Origin of the sequence: Mycobacterium sherrisii (assembly GCF_002102355.1) — a bacterium.
Lineage (GTDB): Bacteria > Actinomycetota > Actinomycetes > Mycobacteriales > Mycobacteriaceae > Mycobacterium > Mycobacterium sherrisii.
Genome location: NZ_LQPT01000033.1, coordinates 66,123 through 87,100, shown reverse-complemented (window position 1 = coordinate 87,100; position 20,978 = coordinate 66,123). Strand labels below are relative to the sequence as shown.

Genomic DNA, 20,978 nt, shown 5'->3' with positions numbered 1-20,978 from the left:
GACGTGGGCCTGGAAGAACAGCTACCCGCCGGCATCCTGCTGGGGACTGTCGAGAAGATCGCCGGCTATGTGCGCAAGAACTCGCTGTGGCCGGCCACGTTCGGGCTGGCCTGCTGCGCCATCGAGATGATGGCAACCGCCGGGCCACGATTCGACATCGCGCGGTTTGGGATGGAGCGGTTCTCGGCCACGCCGCGGCAGGCGGACCTGATGATCGTGGCCGGCCGAGTCAGCCAGAAAATGGCGCCGGTGCTGCGCCAGATCTACGACCAGATGGCCGAACCGAAATGGGTTCTGGCAATGGGCGTGTGCGCGTCGTCCGGCGGGATGTTCAACAACTATGCGATCGTTCAGGGCGTCGACCACGTCGTTCCGGTGGACATCTACCTGCCCGGCTGCCCGCCCCGTCCGGAGATGCTGTTGTACGCAATCCTCAAGCTGCACGAGAAGATTCAGGAGATGCCGCTGGGCGTCAACCGCGAGGCCGCGATCGCCGAAGCCGAGCAGGCGGCGCTGGGCGCGCGGCCCACGATCGAGATGCGCGGGCTGCTGCGATGAGCTCACCGGAACAGGACCCGAAGGTAGCCGCCAGCGAAGTGGGCGGCGCGGTGCCGGCGGCGGGCGACGAAGTGATCAACGTGCGCCGCGGCATGTTCGGCGTCTCGGGGTCCGGCGACACCTCCGGATACGGACGGTTGGTGCGCGCGATCACGCTGCCTGGGGGCAGCCCCCGACCGTACGGCGGTTATTTCGACGAGGTGGTCGACCGGCTCGCCGACGCGCTCAAGGCCGACGGTATCGAATTCGACAACGCCATCGAGAAAGTCGTCGTCGATCGCAACGAGCTCACCCTGCACGTCGGCCGCTCGGCGCTGCCGACGGTGGCGCAGCATCTTCGCGACCACCCCGAACTGCGCTTCGAGATGTGCCTCGGAGTCAGCGGGGTGCACTATCCGAACGAGACGGGCCGCGAGCTGCACGCCGTCTACCCGCTGCAGTCGATCACCCACAACCGCCGTCTTCGGCTGGAAGTGTCTGCGCCAGACAACGATCCGCACATCCCGTCGCTGTATGGGATCTACCCGACCAACGACTGGCACGAGCGCGAGACGTACGACTTCTTCGGCATCATCTTCGACGGGCATCCGTCGTTGACCCGCATCGAAATGCCCGACGACTGGCACGGCCATCCGCAGCGCAAGGACTACCCGCTCGGTGGAATTCCCGTCGAGTACAAGGGTGCTGAGATACCCCCGCCCGACGAGCGGAGAGCCTACAACTAATGAGCACAATCACTGATTCGACGCCCGGTGGCGGCGCCTCAGAGAGCCCCGAGACCCCCGAGCGGGTCGTGGTTGCCGGCGGACAGGACTGGGGCCAGGTCGTCGAAGCCGCGCGCGCGGCGGATCCCGGTGAACGCATCGTCGTCAACATGGGACCGCAGCATCCCTCCACCCACGGGGTGCTGCGGCTGATCCTGGAGATCGAGGGCGAGACCGTCACCGAGGTGCGCTGCGGAATCGGCTATCTGCACACCGGAATTGAGAAGAATCTCGAATACCGCTACTGGGCGCAGGGCGTCACGTTCGTGACCCGAATGGATTACCTGTCGCCGTTTTTCAACGAGACCGCCTACTGTCTGGGCGTCGAGAAACTGCTCGGCATTACCGATGAGATTCCCGAGCGCGTCAACGTCATTCGCGTGATGATGATGGAGCTCAACCGGATTTCCTCACATCTGGTCGCCTTGGCCACCGGCGGCATGGAATTGGGCGCCATGACCCCGATGTTCGTCGGGTTCCGCGGGCGCGAGATCGTGCTGACCCTGTTCGAAAAGATCAGCGGCCTCCGGATGAACAGCGCCTACATCCGTCCCGGCGGTGTGGCGCAGGATCTCCCCCCTAACGCCGAAACCGAAGTCGCCGAAGCGCTCAAAGATCTCAAGCAAGTGCTCAAAGAAATGGGCGACCTGCTCAACGAAAACGCCATCTGGAAGGCACGCACCGAGGACGTCGGCTACCTCGACCTGACCGGGTGCATTGCGCTGGGCGTCACGGGGCCGATCCTGCGCGCCACCGGGTTGCCGCACGACCTGCGTAAGAGCGAGCCCTACTGCGGGTACGAAGATTACGAGTTCGACGTGATCACCGCCGAAACGTGTGATGCCTACGGGCGCTACATAATTCGAGTCAAGGAAATGTGGGAGTCGGTCAAGATCGTCGAGCAGTGCCTGGACAAGCTGAAGCCGGGGCCGACCATGGTCGAGGACCGCAAGATCGCCTGGCCCGCGGATTTGAAGGTAGGCCCCGACGGGATGGGCAACTCGCCCGAGCACATCGCCAAGATCATGGGCGGCTCGATGGAAGCACTGATACACCACTTCAAGCTGGTCACCGAGGGCATTCGCGTTCCCGCCGGCCAGGTCTACAGCGCGGTCGAATCGCCGCGCGGGGAGCTCGGCGTGCACATGGTCAGCGACGGTGGCACCCGCCCCTATCGCGTGCACTACCGAGATCCGTCTTTCACGAATCTGCAGTCGGTCGCCGCGATGTGCGAGGGTGGCCTGGTCGCCGATTTGATCACCGCCGTCGCCAGCATCGACCCGGTCATGGGCGGGGTGGACCGATGAGCGAACCCAACGTAAGCGGCAGTGGCGAGCGCGTTTTTCTTCGGCTGGGTCCGCCGCCTGAAGAACCCAACCAATTCGTGGTCGACGGTGCGCCGCAGTCGTATTCGCCGGAGGTCCAAGCCCGGCTGGAGGTCGACGCCAAGGAGATCATCGGTCGCTACCCCAACAAGCGATCCGCGCTGTTGCCGTTGCTGCACCTGGTCCAGGCGCAAGACTCCTACCTGACGCCGGCCGGCCTCGAATTCTGCGGCCAACAACTCGGCCTGACCGGCGCCGAGGTGTCGGCGGTCGCGAGCTTCTACACCATGTACCGGCGCGGACCCACCGGCGACTACCTGGTCGGCGTCTGCACCAACACGCTATGCGCGGTGATGGGCGGCGACGCGATATTCGACTCTCTCAAAGAGCATCTCGGCATCGGTAACGACGAGACGACCGCGGATGGATCGGTCACGCTGCAGCACATCGAATGCAATGCCGCCTGCGATTTCGCGCCCGTGGTGATGGTGAACTGGGAGTTCTTCGACAACCAGACGCCCGACTCCGCACGCGATCTCGTCGACTCGCTGCGGGCCGGCAAGCCCGCGACGCCCACTCGCGGTGCGCCGCTGTGCGTGTTCCGGGAGACGTCGCGCATCCTGGCCGGTCTACCCGACGAACGGCCCGACCAAGGCCAAGGGGGCGCCGGCCCGGCGACGCTGGCCGGACTGCGGGTGGCCAAGGAGAACGGCATGCAGGCGCCGGAGGCACCGCAGACGCCGACCGGGGAAGGAGACTGATGGCCGCCCCCACCGCGCCCGGCGGACAGGCGACACCGCTGACCCCGGTTATCAGCCGGTACTGGGACGACCCCGAGTCGTGGACGTTGCAGACCTACCTGCGGCACGGCGGTTACCAGGCGATGACGAAGGCGCTCGCGACACCGCCCGACGACGTGATCGCCACCGTCAAAGACTCAGGCCTGCGTGGCCGCGGCGGCGCCGGCTTCTCGACCGGCACCAAGTGGTCGTTCATTCCGCAGGGCGACACCGGTGCGGCGGCCAAACCTCATTACTTGGTGGTCAACGCCGACGAGTCGGAACCCGGTACGTGCAAAGACATTCCGTTGATGCTGGCCACCCCGCATGTGCTGGTCGAGGGCATCATCATCGCCGCATACGCCATTCGGGCCAGCCACGCCTTCATCTACGTGCGCGGCGAAGTCGTGCCGGTGCTGCGCCGTTTGCAGAACGCGGTGGCCGAGGCCTACGCCGCCGGCTATCTGGGCCGTGACATCAACGGGTCCGGCTTCGACCTCGAGTTGGTCGTGCACGCGGGCGCCGGGGCGTACATCTGCGGTGAGGAAACGGCGCTGCTCGATTCGCTCGAGGGCCGGCGCGGTCAGCCCCGGTTGCGCCCGCCGTTTCCCGCGGTGGCGGGCCTGTACGGCTGCCCCACCGTGATCAACAACGTCGAAACCATCGCCAGCGTGCCGTCGATCATTCTCAACGGTGTGGAGTGGTTCCGGTCCATGGGCAGCGAGAAGTCGCCCGGCTTCACCCTCTACTCGCTGTCCGGGCATGTCACGCGCCCCGGTCAGTACGAGGCCCCGCTGGGAATCACGTTGCGTGAGTTGCTCGTTTACGCCGGCGGTGTCCGCGCGGGGCATCGGCTGAAGTTCTGGACTCCCGGCGGCTCGTCCACCCCGCTGCTCACCGACGAACATCTGGACGTACCACTGGATTACGAGGGCGTGGGCGGCGTCGGTTCGATGTTGGGCACCAAGGCGCTGGAGATCTTCGACGAGACCACCTGCGTGGTGCGGGCGGTGCGACGATGGATCTACTTCTACAAGCACGAGTCCTGCGGAAAATGCACGCCCTGCCGTGAGGGCACCTTCTGGCTGGATCAGATCTACACCCGGCTGGAAACCGGTCGCGGGACCCACGAGGATCTCGACAAACTGCTGGACATCTCCGATGCGATTCTCGGGAAGTCCTTCTGCGCGTTGGGCGATGGTGCGGCCAGCCCGGTGATGTCGTCGATCAAGCATTTCCGCGACGAGTACATCGCCCACGTCGACGGCGGCGGCTGCCCGTTCGACCCGCGAGACTCCATGCTCACCGCGAACGGAAAGGCCTGACGGCGCCCATGACCCGCGCTGACGACGATGCAGAGCGAAGCGATGAGGAGGAGCGGCGCTCATGACCCGCGCTAACGACGATGCAGAGCGAAGCGATGAGGAGGAGCGGCGCTCATGACTAGTGCGGCCACAACGCAGACCGGTGGTGACGAGGCGACCCCGCCGGACATGGTCAACCTGACCATCGACGGCGTCGAGGTCAGTGTGCCCAAGGGAACGCTGGTGATTCGCGCGGCCGAGTTGATGGGCATCCAGATTCCGCGGTTCTGCGACCACCCGCTGCTCGACCCGGTCGGCGCCTGCCGGCAGTGCCTGGTCGAGGTCGAGGGCCAGCGCAAGCCACTGGCGTCGTGCACCACCGTCTGCACCGACGACATGGTGGTGCGCACCCAGTTGACCTCCGAAGCGGCGGACAAGGCCCAGCACGGTGTGATGGAACTGTTGCTGATCAACCATCCGCTGGACTGCCCGATGTGCGACAAGGGCGGTGAGTGCCCGCTGCAGAACCAGGCGATGTCCAACGGCCGCACCGATTCTCGCTTCGAAGACGTCAAGCGCACGTTCGCCAAGCCGATCAACATCTCCTCGCAGGTCCTGCTGGATCGCGAACGCTGCATCCTGTGCGCGCGCTGCACGAGATTCTCCGAGCAGATCGCCGGTGACCCGTTCATCGACATGCAGGAGCGTGGCGCGCTACAGCAGGTCGGCATTTATGCGAACGAGCCGTTCGACTCGTACTTCTCGGGCAACACGGTCCAGATCTGCCCCGTCGGCGCGCTCACCGGCGCCGCCTACCGGTTCCGGGCGCGCCCGTTCGACCTCGTCTCCAGCCCCAGCGTCTGCGAGCACTGCGCCGGCGGTTGCGCCGAGCGCACCGACCACCGCCGCGGGAAAGTGCTGCGCCGCTTGGCCGGGGATGACCCCGAGGTCAACGAGGAGTGGAACTGCGACAAGGGCCGGTGGGCGTTCCGCTACGCCACCCAGCCCGACGTGCTCACTACCCCCTTGGTTCGGGACTCCGACGGCGCGCTGCAGCCGGCGTCGTGGGCACACGCGATCGTGGCCGCCACCCGCGGGCTCGAGGCGGCCCGCGGGCGCACCGGCGTGCTCGTCGGCGGTCGGGCCACTTGGGAAGACGCCTACTCCTACGCCAAATTCGCGCGAATCGCGTTGGACACCAACGACATCGACTTCCGCGCTCGTCCCTACTCGGCCGAAGAGACGGAGTTTCTGTCGGCGCGTATCGCGGGCCGACCGCTCGCGGTCACCTACTCCGACCTGGAATCGGCACCGGTGGTGCTGCTGGTCGGCTTCGAGCCCGAGGATGAAGCTCCGATCGTGTTCCTGCGGCTACGCAAGGCCGCCCGCAAGCGCGGTGTGCCGATCTACGCGATCGCCCCCTTCGCCACTCGCGCGCTGACGAAGATGTCGGGCCGGTTGCTGCAAACCGCTCCGGGCGCCGAGCCGTCGGCGTTGGACGGGCTGGCCACCGGCGAGGTCGGCGACCTGTTGTCGACGCCAGGGGCGGTCATCATGGTCGGCGAGCGGCTGGCCACGGTGCCCGGCGGGCTGTCCGCGGCCGCGCGACTGGCCGATGCCACCGGTGCCCGACTGGCCTGGGTGCCGCGGCGGGCCGGGGAGCGTGGCGCGCTGGAGGCCGGGGCCCTGCCCGGGCTGCTGCCCGGCGGTCGCCTCGTCGCCGACGATGCCGCCCGCGCACAGGTGGCCGCGGTGTGGAATGTCGACGAATTGCCGTCTGCGCCAGGGCGCGACGTCGACGGAATCCTGGCCGCCGCGACGGACGGGACTCTAGGCGCTCTGCTGGTCGGCGGCATCGAGCCCGGCGACTTCGCCGATCCCGACGCGGTGCGGGCCGCACTGGACGCCGCCGCCTTCGTCGTCAGCCTGGAGCTGCGGCACAGTGAGGTCACCGAACGCGCCGACGTGGTGTTCCCGGTCGCACCGACGACGCAAAAGGCGGGGGCATTCGTCAACTGGGAGGGGCGATTCCGCCCCTTCGAGGCGGCGCTGCGCGGCGTCACCCGGCAGGCCGCGCAATCCGATCATCAGATTCTCGACACGCTGGCCGATGAGATGGGCGTGTATCTGGGCATGACCACCGTCGCGACGGCCCGCGAGGAGATCGCCGCCCTGGGTCACTGGGACGGCAAACGCGCAGCCGGCCCATCGGTGCAGGCATCTCAGCCGCCGCAGCCGGGGCAGGGAGAAGCCGTGCTGAGCGGCTGGCGGCTGATGCTGGACAACGGCCGGCTGCAGGACGGCGAGCCTCATCTGGCCGGGACGGCGCGCAAACCCGTGACCCGACTCTCCGCCGCCACGGCCGCTGAGATCGGTGCCGTCGAGGGTGACATGGTCACGGTGAGCACCCCGCGCGGATCAATCAGGTTGCCGTTGAACATCACCGACATGCCCGACCGGGTGGTGTGGCTGCCGCTGAACTCACCCGGTTCGGCAGTCCAGCAGGACCTGGGCGTCACCGTTGGCAGCGTCGTGCGGATCGGAGTGGGCCAATGACTTCCACCTTGACCGGCTTCGGTCACGACACCTGGTGGCTGGTGCTCGGTAAATCGCTTGCCATCTTCGTGTTCCTGATGCTCAACGTACTGGTCGCCATCCTGCTCGAGCGCAAGATCCTCGGCTGGATGCAGCGGCGGCCGGGCCCGAACCGGGCGGGGCCGTGGGGGGTGCTGCAAAGCCTGGCCGACGGGATCAAGCTGGCCCTGAAGGAAAGCATCACCCCGGGTGGCGTCGACAAGTTCGTTTACTTTGCCGCGCCGGTCTTTTCGGTCATCCCGGCCTTCACCGCGTTCGCGTTCATCCCGTTCGGTCCCGAGGTGTCGGTGTTCGGTCATCGCACCCCGCTGCAGCTGACCGACCTGCCGGTCGCGGTGCTGTTCATCCTGGGGCTGTCGGCGATCGGGGTGTACGGCATCGTGCTGGGCGGCTGGGCGTCGGGATCGACCTATCCACTGTTGGGTGGGGTGCGTTCCACCGCCCAGGTCATCTCGTATGAGGTCGCGATGGGGTTGTCGTTCGCGGCCGTCTTCCTGTTCGCCGGCACGATGTCGACGTCGGGCATCGTCAAGGCGCAGGAGGGCAGTGTCTGGTATGTGTTCCTGCTGCTGCCGTCGTTCATCATCTATCTCATCTCGATGGTCGGTGAAACCAACCGTGCCCCTTTCGATTTGCCCGAGGCCGAAGGCGAACTGGTAGCCGGATTTCACACCGAGTACTCGTCGCTGAAGTTCGCGATGTTCATGCTCGCCGAATACGTCAACATGATGACGGTCTCCTCGTTGGCCACCGTCCTGTTTTTCGGCGGCTGGCATGCGCCCTGGCCGCTCAACCTGTGGGATGGCGCCAATACCGGTTGGTGGCCGCTGATCTGGTTCACCGCCAAGATGTGGACGTTTTTGTTCATCTACATGTGGCTGCGGGCCTCGCTGCCGCGGTTGCGCTACGACCAATTCATGGGCCTGGGCTGGAAGTTGCTGATCCCCGTCTCGCTGGTCTGGGTGTTGATCGCCGGCATCATCCGCTCGCTGCGCAACCAGGGATACCCGCACTGGACCCCGCTGCTCGTGCTCTCCAGCATCGTTGTCGCCGTCGTCCTGATCTCGTTGCTCAGCAAGCCCTTCAAGGCACCCGGCGAGCGCGCCCTGAAACGTGAGCTACGTAAGCACCGCGACGCACTGCCGCCGCCACCGGCGTTCCCGACACCGCCCCTGCCGGGCAAGGTCTTGACGTCCTCGGTCAGTGCGAGCAAGGAGAACGCGCATGGCTAAATTCCTGGACGCCGTGGCCGGATTCGGCGTGACGTTCGCGGCGATGTTCAAAAAGACTGTGACCGAGGAATATCCGGAGAAGCCCGGCCCGGTCGCCCCGCGTTATCACGGCCGTCATCAACTCAACCGTTACCCCGACGGCCTGGAGAAGTGCATCGGCTGCGAACTGTGTGCGTGGGCCTGCCCGGCCGATGCCATCTACGTCGAGGGCGCCGACAACACCGAAGAGGCGCGTTATTCGCCGGGCGAGCGCTACGGCCGGGTCTATCAGATCAACTATTTGCGGTGCATCGGATGCGGCCTGTGCATCGAGGCGTGCCCGACCCGCGCCCTGACGATGACCAACGACTATGAAATGGCCGACGACAACCGCGCCGACCTGATCTACGAGAAGGACCGATTGCTGGCACCGCTGCTGCAAGACATGCTCGCGCCGCCACATCCGAGGACCGAGGGCGCCACCGACAAGGACTACTACCTCGGCAACGTCACCGCACACGGCTTGAGATCGCAGACCCACGCCAAAGATGCGGCAGGAGAGCCCAGGTGACCGCTGTGACCGGGCAGGTGCTGGCCACCGCGCTGGCGAGTGACACCATCGTTCGCACCTCGACCGGCGAAGCGGTCGCGTTCTGGCTACTGGGCGCCCTGGCGCTGATCGGCGCGATCGGGGTGGTGATGTCCGTCAACGCCGTGTATTCGGCGATGTTCCTGGCGATGACCATGATCATCCTCGCCGTCTTCTACATGATTCAGGACGCGCTGTTTCTCGGTGTGGTCCAAGTGGTGGTCTACACCGGCGCGGTGATGATGCTGTTCCTGTTCGTGTTGATGCTGATCGGCGTGGACTCCGCGGAATCACTGAGGGAAACGCTGCGTGGACAGCGTGTCGCCGCGGTGATCACCGGCATCGGGTTCGGCGTCTTGCTGGTCGCGGCCATCGGGAACATCGCCACGGGCGGCTTCGTCGGGCTGACCACCGCCAACGCCAACGGCAACGTCGAAGGCCTGGCGGCGCTGATCTTTTCGCGCTACCTGTGGGCGTTCGAGTTGACCAGCGCGTTGCTGATCACCGCGGCGGTCGGGGCCATGGTGCTCGCCCACCGCGAACGTTTCGAACGCCGCAAGACCCAGCGCGAACTGTCCGAGGAGCGGTTCCGCTCCGGTGGGCGCCCCACCCCGTTGCCCAATCCGGGGGTCTATGCACGCCGCAACGCCGTCGACGTGGCCGCGTTGTTGCCCGACGGCTCGTACTCGCAGGAGTCGGTGTCGAGCCTGCTGCGCGCTCGCGCCGCGGACGGCACAACAACCCCGCAAGCGCTCAAAGGCGGTGCCTCATGAACCCGGCCAACTATCTGTACCTCTCGGCACTGTTGTTCACCATCGGAGCCGCCGGTGTGCTGTTGCGGCGCAACGCCATCGTGATGTTCATGTGCGTCGAGCTGATGCTCAACGCCGTCAACCTGGCGTTCGTCACGTTCGCCCGCCTGCACGGCCACCTGGACGGGCAGATGATCGCGTTCTTCACGATGGTGGTGGCCGCGTGCGAGGTCGTCATCGGCCTGGCCATCATCATGACGATTTTCCGTGCCCGCAAATCCGCGTCGGTCGACGACGCCAACCTCCTCAAAGGCTAAGAACGCCAAGATGACTCAATACACCTGGCTGTTGGTCGCATTACCGCTGGCCGGTGCCGCAATCCTGCTGTTCGGCGGCAGACGCACCGACACGTGGGGACATTGGCTGGGCGTCCTCGCCGCGCTGGGATCGTTCGGAATCGGCGCGACGCTGTTGTCGGACTTGCTCAGCCGCGACAGTGAGCACCGCGCCATCCACCAGAAAGTGTTCACCTGGGTCCCGGTCAACGACTTTCAGGTCGACCTGGGGTTGCAGATCGACCAGCTGTCAATCTGTTTCGTGCTGCTGACCTCCGGCGTGGGATCGCTGATCCACATCTACTCGGTCGCCTACATGGCCGAAGATCCAGACCGCAGAAGGTTTTTCGGATATCTCAACCTGTTCTTGGCTTCGATGCTGCTCCTGGTCGTCGCCGACAACTACCTGGTGCTCTACGTCGGCTGGGAAGGCGTCGGCCTGGCATCGTACCTACTGATCGGTTTCTGGTACCACAAGCCGTCGGCAGCCACCGCCGCCAAGAAAGCGTTCGTGATGAACCGGGTCGGCGACGCCGGTCTGGCCGTCGGCATGTTCCTGATGTTCAGCACGTTCGGAACCCTTTCGTACGCCGGTGTTTTCGCCGGCGCGGCCGCGGCAGGCCCGGGCAAGACAGGCGTCCTGACGGCCATGGGCCTGCTGCTGCTGCTCGGCGCCTGCGCCAAGTCCGCGCAGGTTCCACTGCAAGCCTGGCTGGGTGACGCGATGGAAGGCCCGACGCCGGTGTCCGCGCTGATCCACGCCGCCACCATGGTGACCGCCGGTGTGTACCTGATCGTGCGGTCCAACCCGCTGTACAACCTGGCTCCCGGCGCGCAGCTGGGCGTGGTGCTGGTCGGTGCCGTCACGCTGCTGTTCGGAGCATTCATCGGCTGCGCCAAGGACGACATCAAACGCGCGCTGGCCGCGTCGACGATGAGCCAAATCGGCTACATGGTGCTGGCCGCCGGCCTCGGTCCGGCCGGCTACGCGTTCGCGATCATGCACCTGCTCACCCACGGCTTCTTCAAGGCCGGGCTGTTCTTGGGCTCGGGCTCGATCATCCACGCAATGCACGAAGAACAGGACATGCGCCGCTACGGTGGCCTGCGCGCGGCCCTGCCGATCACCTTCATCACCTTCGGGCTGGGATACCTCGCGATCATCGGCGTGCCGCCGTTCGCCGGCTTTTACTCCAAGGACGCCATCATCGAGGCGGCCCTGGCCGACGGCGGCGCCCGTGGCTACACACTGGGCGGGGCGGCACTGCTGGGGGCCGGTGTCACCGCGTTCTACATGACGCGGGTGATGTTGATGACATTCTTCGGCGAAAAACGTTGGGCGCCCGGCAGTCACCCGCACGAGGCGCCGGCGTTGATGACCGGACCGATGATCCTGCTCGCCTTCGGCTCGGTGCTTTCCGGCGGCCTGTTCGCCATCGGCGGCACCCTGCCGCACTGGTTGGAGCCGGTCGTCGGGGCGCACCAGGAAAGCACGCACGCGCTGCCCGCCTGGATCAGCACCACACTGGCGTTGGGGGTCGTCGCGGTCGGAATCCTGGTCGCCTACCAGAAGTACGGCCGAGCCGACATCCCCAGAGTCGCACCCGTCCAGGTGTCGGCACTTACCACCGCCGCACGCAGAGACCTCTACGGCGATGCCTTCAACGAGGAGGTGTTCATGCGCCCTGGCGCGCAGCTGACCGAGGCGCTGGTCGAGGTCGACAACGCCGGCGTGGACGGTTCGGTCAACGCCCTGGCCGCGCTGGTCGGTCGGACCTCGAACCGCCTGCGCGGGCTACAAACCGGATTCGCCCGCTCCTACGCGCTTTCGATGTTGGCGGGCGCCACCCTGCTGGTCGCGCTGATCCTGGCGGTGCAACTGTGGTGAACGTTCCGTGGCTGAGCGTTCTGTGGCTGGTCCCGCTGGTCGGTTCGGTGCTGATCATCCTGATGCCGCCGGGGATGCGGCAACTGGCGAAATGGACCGGCGTGGTGGTCAGCGTCGCGACGTTGGGGGTGGCCATCGTCGTCGCGCTCGGGTTCAAGACCGGCGGCGCCCCCTACCAATTCCTCGAAAAGCATCCCTGGATACCGTCTTTCGGCGCCGGCTACAACCTCGGCGTGGACGGCATCGCGGTGGTGCTGGTGCTGCTGACCGCCATCCTGATTCCGCTGCTGCTGGTGGCGGGCTGGAATGACGGAGGAGAGCGCACCCGCGGCGTGCACGCGTACGTCGCGCTGACGCTCGCGATCGAGTCGATGGTGCTGATCTCGGTGATCGCCCTCGACGTGCTGCTGTTCTACGTGTTCTTCGAAGCCATGCTGATCCCGATGTACTTCCTGATCGGCGGCTTCGGCAAGGGCACGGGCCGCTCGCGTGCCGCGGTGAAGTTCTTGCTGTACAACCTGTTCGGAGGCCTGATCATGCTGGCCGCGGTGATCGGCCTGTATGTGGTGACCGAGCAGCATGGTGGGGGCACCTTCGACTTCCGCGAGATCGTGACCGGCATTTCCTCGGGCCGCTTCGCCGGGGTGGACCCCGCGGTGTTCAAGGCGCTGTTCTTGGGCTTCATGTTCGCGTTCGCTATCAAGGCCCCGCTGTGGCCCTTCCACCGCTGGCTTCCCGACGCCTGCGTTGAGGCCACCCCGGCCACCGCGGTGCTGATCACGGCGGTGATGGACAAGGTCGGCACCTTCGGCATGCTGCGCTACTGCCTGCAGCTGTTCCCCGACGCCTCAACGTATTTCCGGCCGCTGATCGTGACGCTGGCCATCATCGGGGTGATCTACGGTGCGATCGTCGCAATCGGTCAGACCGACATGATGCGGCTGATCGCCTACACCTCGATCTCTCACTTCGGGTTCATCATCGCGGGGATCTTCGTGATGACGAGCCAAGGGCAGAGCGGCTCCACGCTGTACATGCTCAACCACGGCCTGTCCACGGCCGCGGTGTTCCTGATCGCTGGATTCCTGGTGACACGGCGCGGCAGCCGGTTGATCGCGGACTATGGCGGTGTGCAGAAGGTCGCGCCGATCCTGGCCGGCACCTTCCTGGTTTCCGCGATGGCGACGCTGTCACTGCCCGGCCTGGCACCGTTCGTCAGCGAATTCCTGGTTCTGCTCGGCACTTTCAACCGGTACTGGCTGGCCGGGGCCTTCGGCGTCACCGCGCTGGTCTTGGCCGCCATCTACATGCTGTGGCTCTACCAGCGCGTCATGACCGGGCCGGTGGCCGAGGGCAACGACCGGATCGGCGATCTGCGGCCGCGGGAGCTGATCGTCGTCGCCCCGCTGATGGCGCTGCTGTTCATCCTCGGCGTTTACCCCAAACCGGTGCTTGACATCATCAACCCCGCCGTGGAGCACACCATGATCACCATCGGCCAGCACGATCCCGCACCGAGCGTGCCGCGTCCGGTTTTGGGGGCGACCCCCGGTACAGGCGAAGGACCGCGATGATGACCCTGCCCACCCCCAGCGTCGAATACTTCCTGCTGTGCCCGATGCTCATCGTCTTCGGCATCGCCGTGATCGGTGTGCTCGCTGAAGCGTTCCTACCCAGGAACTCTCGATACGCCGCCCAGGTCGGGCTGGCTCTCGGTGGCCTGATCGCGGCGCTCGTCGCCGACATCGTGGTCAGCCGTTCCCTGCCGGCGTCGGGTCGCAGCGCGGTGCTGGGTGCGGTCGCCATCGACCGGACGACGCTGTATCTGCAAGGCACGGTCGTGCTGGTGTCGGTGATGGCCGTCATCTTGATTGCCGAGCGCAGCAACATCGCCCAGACCGCCACCAAGGTCGCGGTCGCGACGGGGGTGTCCGGGCACGCGTCGGGGCTGGATTCGTTCACCCCCCAGGCATCCGCGGTCCCGGGCAGCGACGCCGAACGCGAGGCCGAGCGGGCCGGAGCCTCCCAGACGGAGCTCTTCCCGCTGTTGATGCTGTCGGTCGGCGGCATGATGGTCTTCCCCGCGGCCAATGACCTGTTGACGATGTTCGTCGCGCTGGAGGTGTTGTCGCTACCGTTGTATCTGATGTGCGGGCTGGCACGGCACCGCCGGTTGCTCTCGCAGGAAGCGGCGATGAAGTACTTCCTGCTGGGTGCCTTTTCGTCGGCGTTCTTCCTCTACGGCGTGGCATTGATCTACGGCGCGACGGGCACCCTGCTGCTCACCGGTATCCGTGACGCCTTCGCGGCGCACGCGGATAGCTCGATGGCGCTGGTCGGGGTGGCCCTGCTGTCGGTCGGCCTGTTGTTCAAAGTCGGTGCGGTGCCGTTCCATTCGTGGATTCCCGACGTGTATCAGGGCGCACCCACGCCGATCACCGGCTTCATGGCGGCGGCCACCAAGGTCGCGGCGTTCGGCGCGTTGCTGCGGGTGGTGTATGTCGCGCTGCCACCGCTGCACGAACAGTGGCGGCCGGTGCTGTGGGCGATTTCGATCCTGACCATGGCGGTCGGCACGGTCACCGCGGTGAACCAGGTCGACGTCAAGCGGATGCTCGCCTACTCGTCGGTCGCCCATGTCGGCTTCATCCTCACCGGCGTGATTGCCGACAACCATGCCGGTCTCGCCGCGACCCTGTTTTATCTGGTCGCCTACAGCTTCAGCACCGTCGGCGCGTTCGCCATCGTCGGCCTGGTTCGCAACTCCGACGGCGTCGAAGACGCCAGACTGTCGCATTGGGCGGGCTTGGGACAACGGTCTCCCATTGTCGGCGTGATGCTTTCGATGTTCCTGCTCGCGTTCGCCGGCATCCCGCTGACCAGTGGATTCATCAGCAAGCTAACAGTGTTCAAGGCCGCCGCCCAGGGCGGCGCCGTGCCGCTGGTGATCATCGGTGTGATCGCCAGCGGGGTCGCCGCGTACTTCTACGTCCGGGTGATCGTGCTGATGTTCTTCACCGAACCGACCGACGATACCCCCCACGTCGTCGCACCCGGGATCCTGAGCAAGATCGCGATCGCATTGTGCGCCGCGATCACCGTGGTTTTGGGTATCTTCCCGCAGCCGCTGCTCGACCTCGCCGACCACGCCGCGCAGTTATTACAGTGAGCCGTCAACCGAGAAACGGCCGGGCGGCGAGCAGATAGATCGCCAGCGCCACCAGCGGGGCCGCCAGCGGCACCCAGGGCAGCTGCAGCGGGAAAAACATCGCGACCATCCCCGCGCCGGTAAACCCCACGGCACCAACGACTGTCGGCCAGCTGGCCATCACGACCGCGCCCGGCGTCCCGGCCGCGTGGCGGCAGACCAGATACCCGGCCGCACATAGCCCCGAGAGCCCGACCACCTCATATGGCGGTTCGGACAGCAGGATCGTCAGCACCGACCCCGCCACGGCGAGCGTCGCCGCCGGCCGAAAGGCCATTGCGACACCCGCCGCCGCCGCCGCGGCGATCGCGATCCCGCGCGCCGGACCGTTTGCATCCGCCGCGGCCAATCCCACCATCAGTAGGCCGAACGCGACCGAGAGGACGTGCAGACCGATACGTGTGAACGTTGGCATCGCTACCGCCGCAACCGTTCCCGCACGCGGCGGCGATGGTCCGGCAACACGCTCATCGACTGCTCCAGCGCCTGATCGTCCTGCCAGGACACGATGTCGACACCGATGGACGCCATGTCGCGATACATGGCCGAGCGCTGCAACGCCCACAGCCGATCCACCAGCGGGTCCTGCTCGTGTTCAAACGGCGAACGATCCAGGATGTCGACAGCGACCACGACATGGCCGCGCTTGCGCAAATCGATCAGGGCCAGGGCGAATTCGGTGTCGAGCAGGGTGGAAAAGGCGATGACGATCGCCCCGGCAGGCACCGCCGCGCGGGGCGCCAACGTGCCGGTGGTGTTTTCGAATCGGTCCCCCGCGCCCAGTACGGTGTCGAGCACCCGATAGAACTGGCGCTGTCCGATGTCGGCGCCGAGCCAGCGCGGCCGATTGCCGCCGAGCGCAACGATGCCGGCCCGGTCGCTGTAGCGCAGCGCGGTCTGCACTACCTGCGCTGCGCCCCGCACGGCTCGCTGGGTCGCTGCGGTCGCCGGGCCCGCCGGCTGCCGGTAGGAATCGATCAGCACCACCACGTCGGCGGCGCGGTCGGTCAACCGCTCTGTCACGTGTAACTGCCGGCGCCGGGCGCTAACCGGCCAGTTCACGGCGCGCAACTGATCACCCGGAACGTACGGGCGGATGTCGGCGTACTCGACACCGGGCCCGACATGCGCGGTGAGGTGGGCGCCCAACCGGTCGAGCAGCGGGGTCCGCGGTATCGGCGTCGACTGCGGGGGCGTAAGCGGAAACACGATGACGTCGGCGGCGTCGACGACCGCCGTCCCCGCGAGCAGGCCACCGCGCGCGACCACGTCGACCCGCGCCGCAATGAAGTATCGTCCCCAACGCTGGGCCACTGCCGCAACGCTTTTCGACCATCGAGATGGCGACTCGAGATGCTCGATCTGCATGCCGTCGACGTCGGGGACCGTGAGTCGCACCGTCGCGGTACTGCCCAGCCGGTCGTCGCCGGCCACCGAGAGCGTGACGCGGGCGCGTTCGCCTTCGAAGCAGCGCTGCGACTCCGGTGCCCCCTGAACGCGAACGCGGGGTACCGGAGGTTGCCAGCTGATCGAGCACAGTACGCCGAGCAGCGGCGCCGCGAACGCGATGAGCTCCCAGCGGGCGCCGATCACGGCGCCGGCCAGCGCGACGCCGGCGCAGCTGGCGATTGCCCGCGTCAAAGGTGCTGCTCGCCAACGGAACTCGACCTCGTCATCGTTCATGGCGAACTCGTCGGGGTCTCCAGGTTGGTGTCCATGTTGGTTCGAGGCACCGGCACCCGCCGCAACAGTTCTCCGACGACGTCGGCGCCCTGAATTTTGCGGACCCACATTTCCGGTCGCAGCGTGATGCGGTGGGCGATGGCCGGAATCGCGAGCGCCTTGACGTCCTCGGGGATCACGTAGTCGCGCCCCGAAAGCAGCGCGCGGGCCCGGGCCAGCTGGACCAGGTCGAGTTCGGCGCGCGGGCTGGCGCCCACCGCGACCTGTGGGTGACGGCGGGTGGCGGTGGCCAGCGACACCACGTAATGCAACACGTCGTCATGCACCGTGACCTGTTCCACCGATTCGCGCATCGCCAGCAGATCGTGTGCGTCCACCACCTGATGGACCGTCGGCTCGGCCGAACCGCGCTCGAGTCGCCGGCGCAGCATCGACGTCTCGTCGTGCTCGGAGAGATAGCGCAGTTCCAGCCGCATCGCGAAGCGGTCCAGCTGCGCCTCGGGCAGCGGGTAGGTGCCCTCGTATTCGATCGGATTATCGGTCGCCAACACAATGAATGGCATAGGTAGCCTATGGGTTTCGCCGTCGATGCTGACCTGACCCTCGGCCATCGCCTCGAGCAGCGCCGCCTGAGTCTTGGGCGGCGTGCGGTTGATCTCGTCGGCGAGCAGCAGGTTGGTGAAAACGGGGCCGGCACGGAACGCGAACCGTCCCGACTGCATGTCGTAGATCGTCGAGCCGAGCAGATCGGCGGGCAGCAGGTCCGGCGTGAACTGCACCCGGGTGAACCGCAATCCCAGTGCGGCCGCGAAGGATCGCGCGATCAACGTCTTGCCGAGTCCCGGCAGATCCTCGATGAGCACGTGTCCGCGCGCAAGAACCGCGGTGAGGATGAGGGTCAACGCGCTGCGCTTTCCGACCACCACGCGCTCGATCTCGTCGAGCACCGCCTCACAGTGCACGGTGGCTTGCCCGGCCGGCATCGTAGCGCCCTCGGTCATACCTGCTCCAACCTCGAAAGGATTTCTTCAAATCTGGCCCGGCCGGGTCCCGGCCGCCGATCGCCGGTGCGCGCAACGTTGTTGGGGTTGACCCACTCCCAGAGTTCGGAGCCGAACAGCATGCGGCCGGTCGACTGGAAAGCCGCCGGATCCTTGGCTTGTCGCTGCCCGGTCGCAATCTCGTAGCGGCGGGCGAGCATTGGCCGCAGATGCCGATCCCAGTCCGCTCGGGTGGATTCCGACCAGCGGATCGTCGTCTCGGTGTTGGCAAGCCAGCGGCGCAGCGAATCGCCGAGATCATCGGGGTCCAGATCCGCGCCGGGCTCCGTTTTGCGTCCCAGGAGTCGACGGACGTCGAGCAGCACCAGCGCCAGGGCGATACCGGCAGCCACCAACACCAAGCGGCGGTCCTGCACGATCAACGCCAACAACTCGACACCGGCAATGAGGCAAACACCAAGGGCAATCAGCTTTTTCATGCCGGGCTCCGAAGTTCGCCGAGAACCAGCCGAAGCACATGCGTCGCGGCGTCCCGATGTGTCTCGCGCATGACATGGGGACTGAACCTTGCTTCCTCGAACAGGTTGACCAGCTCGGCGGCGTTGTCTCGGTGCAGCGCGCGCAGTTCGACGGCGCGGGCCAGCACCTCGGTCGGGGTGTCGAATTCTTGCGGTGCGGCGCCCGGAAAGTTCGCCAGTTCGCGTTCCATCGCGGCGTAGCACGCGATGATCGCCTCCCGGGGGTCGCGGGTCAGGTCCGCCATCTCTGCCAGCCCCAGTTCGGCTGCGCGGACCAGGCATTCGGAGCGCTGCGGCGAGGGCAAGTCGTCGCTGCCGTCGTCGAGCGACGGGTGCGGGGCGACGGCGCGTGCTTTGCGTCGCGACATGAGGATCGTGCCCGTCACGAGGACCAGCAGCATCAGCACCGTTGCGGCGAGCAGCATTCCCAGCATGGTGCCGGTGTCCTTGGACGGTGCGGTTCGCGGCGCCTGCGACGGTGGGGCACCGTGCGGTGCCGCGGCGGCCTCGGGTGCCTGCTGGACGGGAACCTCGCCGTGCGGCAGCGACAGCCGGGACAGCAGCAGGACGATCAGCAACCACCCGACCATCACGACGAGCCCGATCACCACTACGCGCCAGCTCGGCCGGCGCCGGCCGGTGCCGAGCAGCTCGGAAAGGTCGCCGGCCTTGGGCGCCATCGCGCGCGGATCCCGCAGTCGCGCGACGACGGCCACCGTCAGCAACGCGAGGGCAGCAGAGAGGGCAACGACGACGAATACCGTCGCGGCCCGGCCCCCGCCCGGTTGGGTGTGCGGCGGCCCGTCGCGCACCGGAAGATATCCCCGCAAGGCCGCAGCAACAACGATCACCAGCACGATGAGCGCAACGACGCGCCCAGTCGGCCTATCGGGCATATGACACACCACTCGCCGGGTTCCCCACGCCGTCGCGGCACGGGCTTGGTTTATCCTTGCACGTCAAGCCGTCAGGTAGCCAGCATCGGCGGGTACCGGTTCTAGTCCAGCGCAAACCGACGAAAGCTGCCGTCCAGGACCTGATGATGCCCGATCGTGCGCCCGGTGACGGTATCCGGCGTCACCAGCGCCAATTGCACTGCCGCCCGCGCGAATTCGTCTTCGGTTGCCGTGTCGTCGAATGCTGTTGCGTAGTACGACAGTCCGGGCGTCATGATCGGCTTCGACGGCGCCAGCGCGTTGACGGCGATGCGGTATTCGGTCAAGTCGAACGCCGCGCACTGGGTGAGATGCTCGAGCGCCGCCTTGGAGCCGCCGTAGCCAGGCAAGACACCGCCGCTTCGATCCGCGTAAGGCCCATCGCCGGGCAGCCGCGACGCCACCGAGGTGATGTTGATGATCGAACCCCCGCCGGTCTCGATCATGTCCGGACATACCAGTTGCATCAGCTCGTAGGCGGCGAACACCGCGATGTCGAAGTGTCGGCGGAATGCGGACACCGGTGTGCTGACGAAGCCCGGCCAGCCCGGTTTCGCCGCGCCGGCGGGCCGGGCGGCCCTCGGACGCGCCGCGGTGCCCGGCACCGGCGGGCGTCCGGGCGCGGTGAACGCCGCGTTGTTGACCAGAACGGTGATGGGCCCCAACGCCGCTCGCGCCTCCCCCACCAACCGCGCCACGTCGTCCCGATCGGTCAGGTCGGCCCGAATCGGCACGGCCCGTCCGCCCGCCGCCTCGATGGCGGCAGTGGTTTCCCCGATGGTCCCCGGGAGCCGGTCATCCCACACCTGTTCGGTCCGCCCGACCACTGCCACGGCGGCCCCCTCCGCGGCCAGTGCCAGCGCGATCGCCCGGCCCAGGCCCCGGCTGCCGCCGGTGACGATCGCGGCCCGCCCCTCGAGTCGCCGCGTCAACGGGTGACTCCGTGTACCAGGATGGCGGCGGTTTGGGCCACCCACGCGTCGTCGAGACTCTCCTCCGGCCGCAGCAACATCCGCAGCATCGTGGCGCCCCCTATCAACTCGATCAAGCGATCGGGGTCCACGTCCGGGTGCGCTTCTCCGCGGTCGACGGCCTCCCTCAGCCGGGTCCGCACCGCGATGAACAGGTCGGTAAAGCGCGCCATCACCCGGGCGTTCAGCTCGGCATCGGCCGTCATGTCCGCGACCAGGCCCGGTAACGCCGCCCGCACCACGGGCGTGGTGAACACATCTCGCGTCGCCTCGAGCATCATCCGCAGGTCGGCGGCGAAGTCGCCGGCCGGGGCCTCCAGCGCGCTGGGCGCGGTGGGGAACGCGGTTTCGTGCACCAGCTCGGCCTTGCTCGACCACCTGCGATACAGCGCCGATTTCGTGGTGCCGGCCCGCTCGGCGACGGCGGCCAAGGTGAGGTTCGAGTAGCCGATTTCGACAAGCAGTTCCGCGGTGGCCGTCAGGATGGCAGAGTCGATACGCGGATCTCTCGGGCGGCCGGCGCCGGGGGCCTTGTCAAGGGTGGGCGGGTCTGCTTTCATAT

Annotated in this window: 19 protein-coding genes and 1 pseudogene; 13 read left to right on the top strand and 7 right to left on the bottom strand. The window is 66.8% G+C overall.

What is annotated here, in order from left to right:
• The first annotated feature begins 3 nt into the window (after nt 1-3).
• From AWC25_RS06555 to nuoN, 13 genes and pseudogenes are all read left to right on the top strand, one after another.
• A complete protein-coding gene (locus AWC25_RS06555; RefSeq protein WP_066816174.1) occupies nt 4-558 on the top strand; it encodes a NuoB/complex I 20 kDa subunit family protein in 555 nt (184 codons plus the stop codon).
• Nucleotides 555-1,283: an NADH-quinone oxidoreductase subunit C gene (locus tag AWC25_RS06550; protein WP_069400199.1), complete on the top strand. Its 729-nt coding sequence runs from the start codon at nt 555-557 to the stop codon at nt 1,281-1,283. Before AWC25_RS06555 ends, AWC25_RS06550 begins: the two co-directional genes overlap by 4 nt.
• A complete protein-coding gene (nuoD, locus tag AWC25_RS06545; RefSeq protein ID WP_069400200.1) occupies nt 1,283-2,629 on the top strand; it encodes an NADH dehydrogenase (quinone) subunit D in 1,347 nt (448 codons plus the stop codon). Before AWC25_RS06550 ends, nuoD begins: the two co-directional genes overlap by 1 nt.
• Nucleotides 2,626-3,408, top strand: a complete 783-nt coding sequence (gene nuoE, locus AWC25_RS06540) for an NADH-quinone oxidoreductase subunit NuoE (protein WP_069400201.1) — start codon at nt 2,626-2,628, stop codon at nt 3,406-3,408. The genes nuoD and nuoE overlap by 4 nt, the downstream gene beginning before the upstream one ends.
• Nucleotides 3,408-4,751: an NADH-quinone oxidoreductase subunit NuoF gene (nuoF, locus tag AWC25_RS06535; RefSeq protein WP_069400202.1), complete on the top strand. Its 1,344-nt coding sequence runs from the start codon at nt 3,408-3,410 to the stop codon at nt 4,749-4,751. Before nuoE ends, nuoF begins: the two co-directional genes overlap by 1 nt.
• A 114-nt stretch (nt 4,752-4,865) precedes the next feature.
• A complete protein-coding gene (locus AWC25_RS06530) occupies nt 4,866-7,286 on the top strand; it encodes an NADH-quinone oxidoreductase subunit G (protein WP_069400203.1) in 2,421 nt (806 codons plus the stop codon).
• Nucleotides 7,287-7,294: 8 nt separating this feature from the next.
• Nucleotides 7,295-8,557 (top strand): NADH-quinone oxidoreductase subunit NuoH, encoded by a 1,263-nt coding sequence (nuoH, locus tag AWC25_RS06525; protein ID WP_142278719.1) that lies wholly within the window; start codon nt 7,295-7,297, stop codon nt 8,555-8,557.
• Nucleotides 8,541-9,107 (top strand): annotated as a pseudogene (gene nuoI / locus AWC25_RS06520) (NADH-quinone oxidoreductase subunit NuoI); the annotation flags it as partial. The gene nuoH and the pseudogene nuoI, both read left to right, overlap by 17 nt.
• 20 nt (nt 9,108-9,127) lie before the next feature.
• A complete protein-coding gene (locus tag AWC25_RS06515; RefSeq protein ID WP_142278718.1) occupies nt 9,128-9,898 on the top strand; it encodes an NADH-quinone oxidoreductase subunit J in 771 nt (256 codons plus the stop codon).
• The gene (nuoK, locus tag AWC25_RS06510) at nt 9,895-10,194 is read left to right on the top strand and encodes an NADH-quinone oxidoreductase subunit NuoK (protein ID WP_044510267.1); all 300 of its coding nucleotides are present in this window, start codon (nt 9,895-9,897) and stop codon (nt 10,192-10,194) included. Before AWC25_RS06515 ends, nuoK begins: the two co-directional genes overlap by 4 nt.
• 10 nt (nt 10,195-10,204) lie before the next feature.
• Nucleotides 10,205-12,100: an NADH-quinone oxidoreductase subunit L gene (gene nuoL, locus AWC25_RS06505; RefSeq protein ID WP_069400207.1), complete on the top strand. Its 1,896-nt coding sequence runs from the start codon at nt 10,205-10,207 to the stop codon at nt 12,098-12,100.
• Entirely contained in the window at nt 12,094-13,674 is a 1,581-nt protein-coding gene (locus AWC25_RS06500; protein ID WP_085166509.1) for an NADH-quinone oxidoreductase subunit M, read from the top strand. Before nuoL ends, AWC25_RS06500 begins: the two co-directional genes overlap by 7 nt.
• Nucleotides 13,674-15,269: an NADH-quinone oxidoreductase subunit NuoN gene (gene nuoN, locus AWC25_RS06495; RefSeq protein ID WP_069400209.1), complete on the top strand. Its 1,596-nt coding sequence runs from the start codon at nt 13,674-13,676 to the stop codon at nt 15,267-15,269. Before AWC25_RS06500 ends, nuoN begins: the two co-directional genes overlap by 1 nt.
• A gap of 4 nt (nt 15,270-15,273) precedes the next feature.
• On the opposite strand, the gene AWC25_RS06490 is transcribed toward nuoN, so the two are convergent.
• The 7 genes from AWC25_RS06490 to AWC25_RS06460 form a co-directional block, all read right to left on the bottom strand.
• On the bottom strand, nt 15,274-15,723 hold the full coding sequence (locus AWC25_RS06490; protein WP_069400210.1) for a hypothetical protein: 450 nt from the start codon (nt 15,721-15,723) through the stop codon (nt 15,274-15,276).
• Nucleotides 15,724-15,725: 2 nt separating this feature from the next.
• A complete protein-coding gene (locus AWC25_RS06485) occupies nt 15,726-16,991 on the bottom strand; it encodes a DUF58 domain-containing protein (protein ID WP_069400211.1) in 1,266 nt (421 codons plus the stop codon).
• Nucleotides 16,988-17,974 (bottom strand): AAA family ATPase, encoded by a 987-nt coding sequence (locus AWC25_RS06480; RefSeq protein ID WP_142278717.1) that lies wholly within the window; start codon nt 17,972-17,974, stop codon nt 16,988-16,990. Before AWC25_RS06480 ends, AWC25_RS06485 begins: the two co-directional genes overlap by 4 nt.
• Nucleotides 17,975-17,988: 14 nt before the next feature.
• A complete protein-coding gene (locus AWC25_RS06475) occupies nt 17,989-18,471 on the bottom strand; it encodes a hypothetical protein (RefSeq protein ID WP_069400213.1) in 483 nt (160 codons plus the stop codon).
• The gene (locus AWC25_RS06470; protein WP_069400214.1) at nt 18,468-19,406 is read right to left on the bottom strand and encodes a DUF4129 domain-containing protein; all 939 of its coding nucleotides are present in this window, start codon (nt 19,404-19,406) and stop codon (nt 18,468-18,470) included. Before AWC25_RS06470 ends, AWC25_RS06475 begins: the two co-directional genes overlap by 4 nt.
• A gap of 101 nt (nt 19,407-19,507) precedes the next feature.
• A complete protein-coding gene (locus AWC25_RS06465; RefSeq protein WP_069400215.1) occupies nt 19,508-20,377 on the bottom strand; it encodes an SDR family NAD(P)-dependent oxidoreductase in 870 nt (289 codons plus the stop codon).
• Nucleotides 20,374-20,976 carry a TetR/AcrR family transcriptional regulator gene (locus AWC25_RS06460; protein WP_069400216.1) on the bottom strand — a complete coding sequence of 201 codons (603 nt, stop codon included), beginning with the start codon at nt 20,974-20,976 and terminating at the stop codon, nt 20,374-20,376. Before AWC25_RS06460 ends, AWC25_RS06465 begins: the two co-directional genes overlap by 4 nt.
• Between the last annotated feature and the right edge of the window lie 2 nt (nt 20,977-20,978).

What these genes read in the sequence shown, in the direction of transcription:
- nuoF (WP_069400202.1), top strand. Translation starts at nt 3,408, where the DNA reads ATGGCCGCCCCCACCGCGCCCGGCGGACAGGCGACACCGCTGACCCCG.
- nuoN (WP_069400209.1), top strand. Translation starts at nt 13,674, where the DNA reads ATGACCCTGCCCACCCCCAGCGTCGAATACTTCCTGCTGTGCCCGATG.
- AWC25_RS06550 (WP_069400199.1), top strand. Translation starts at nt 555, where the DNA reads ATGAGCTCACCGGAACAGGACCCGAAGGTAGCCGCCAGCGAAGTGGGC.
- AWC25_RS06485 (WP_069400211.1), bottom strand. Translation starts at nt 16,991, where the DNA reads ATGAACGATGACGAGGTCGAGTTCCGTTGGCGAGCAGCACCTTTGACG.
- nuoE (WP_069400201.1), top strand. Translation starts at nt 2,626, where the DNA reads ATGAGCGAACCCAACGTAAGCGGCAGTGGCGAGCGCGTTTTTCTTCGG.
- AWC25_RS06480 (WP_142278717.1), bottom strand. Translation starts at nt 17,974, where the DNA reads ATGCCGGCCGGGCAAGCCACCGTGCACTGTGAGGCGGTGCTCGACGAG.
- AWC25_RS06460 (WP_069400216.1), bottom strand. Translation starts at nt 20,976, where the DNA reads ATGAAAGCAGACCCGCCCACCCTTGACAAGGCCCCCGGCGCCGGCCGC.
- AWC25_RS06530 (WP_069400203.1), top strand. Translation starts at nt 4,866, where the DNA reads ATGACTAGTGCGGCCACAACGCAGACCGGTGGTGACGAGGCGACCCCG.
- AWC25_RS06475 (WP_069400213.1), bottom strand. Translation starts at nt 18,471, where the DNA reads ATGAAAAAGCTGATTGCCCTTGGTGTTTGCCTCATTGCCGGTGTCGAG.
- nuoL (WP_069400207.1), top strand. Translation starts at nt 10,205, where the DNA reads ATGACTCAATACACCTGGCTGTTGGTCGCATTACCGCTGGCCGGTGCC.
- AWC25_RS06490 (WP_069400210.1), bottom strand. Translation starts at nt 15,723, where the DNA reads ATGCCAACGTTCACACGTATCGGTCTGCACGTCCTCTCGGTCGCGTTC.
- AWC25_RS06470 (WP_069400214.1), bottom strand. Translation starts at nt 19,406, where the DNA reads ATGCCCGATAGGCCGACTGGGCGCGTCGTTGCGCTCATCGTGCTGGTG.
- nuoK (WP_044510267.1), top strand. Translation starts at nt 9,895, where the DNA reads ATGAACCCGGCCAACTATCTGTACCTCTCGGCACTGTTGTTCACCATC.
- nuoD (WP_069400200.1), top strand. Translation starts at nt 1,283, where the DNA reads ATGAGCACAATCACTGATTCGACGCCCGGTGGCGGCGCCTCAGAGAGC.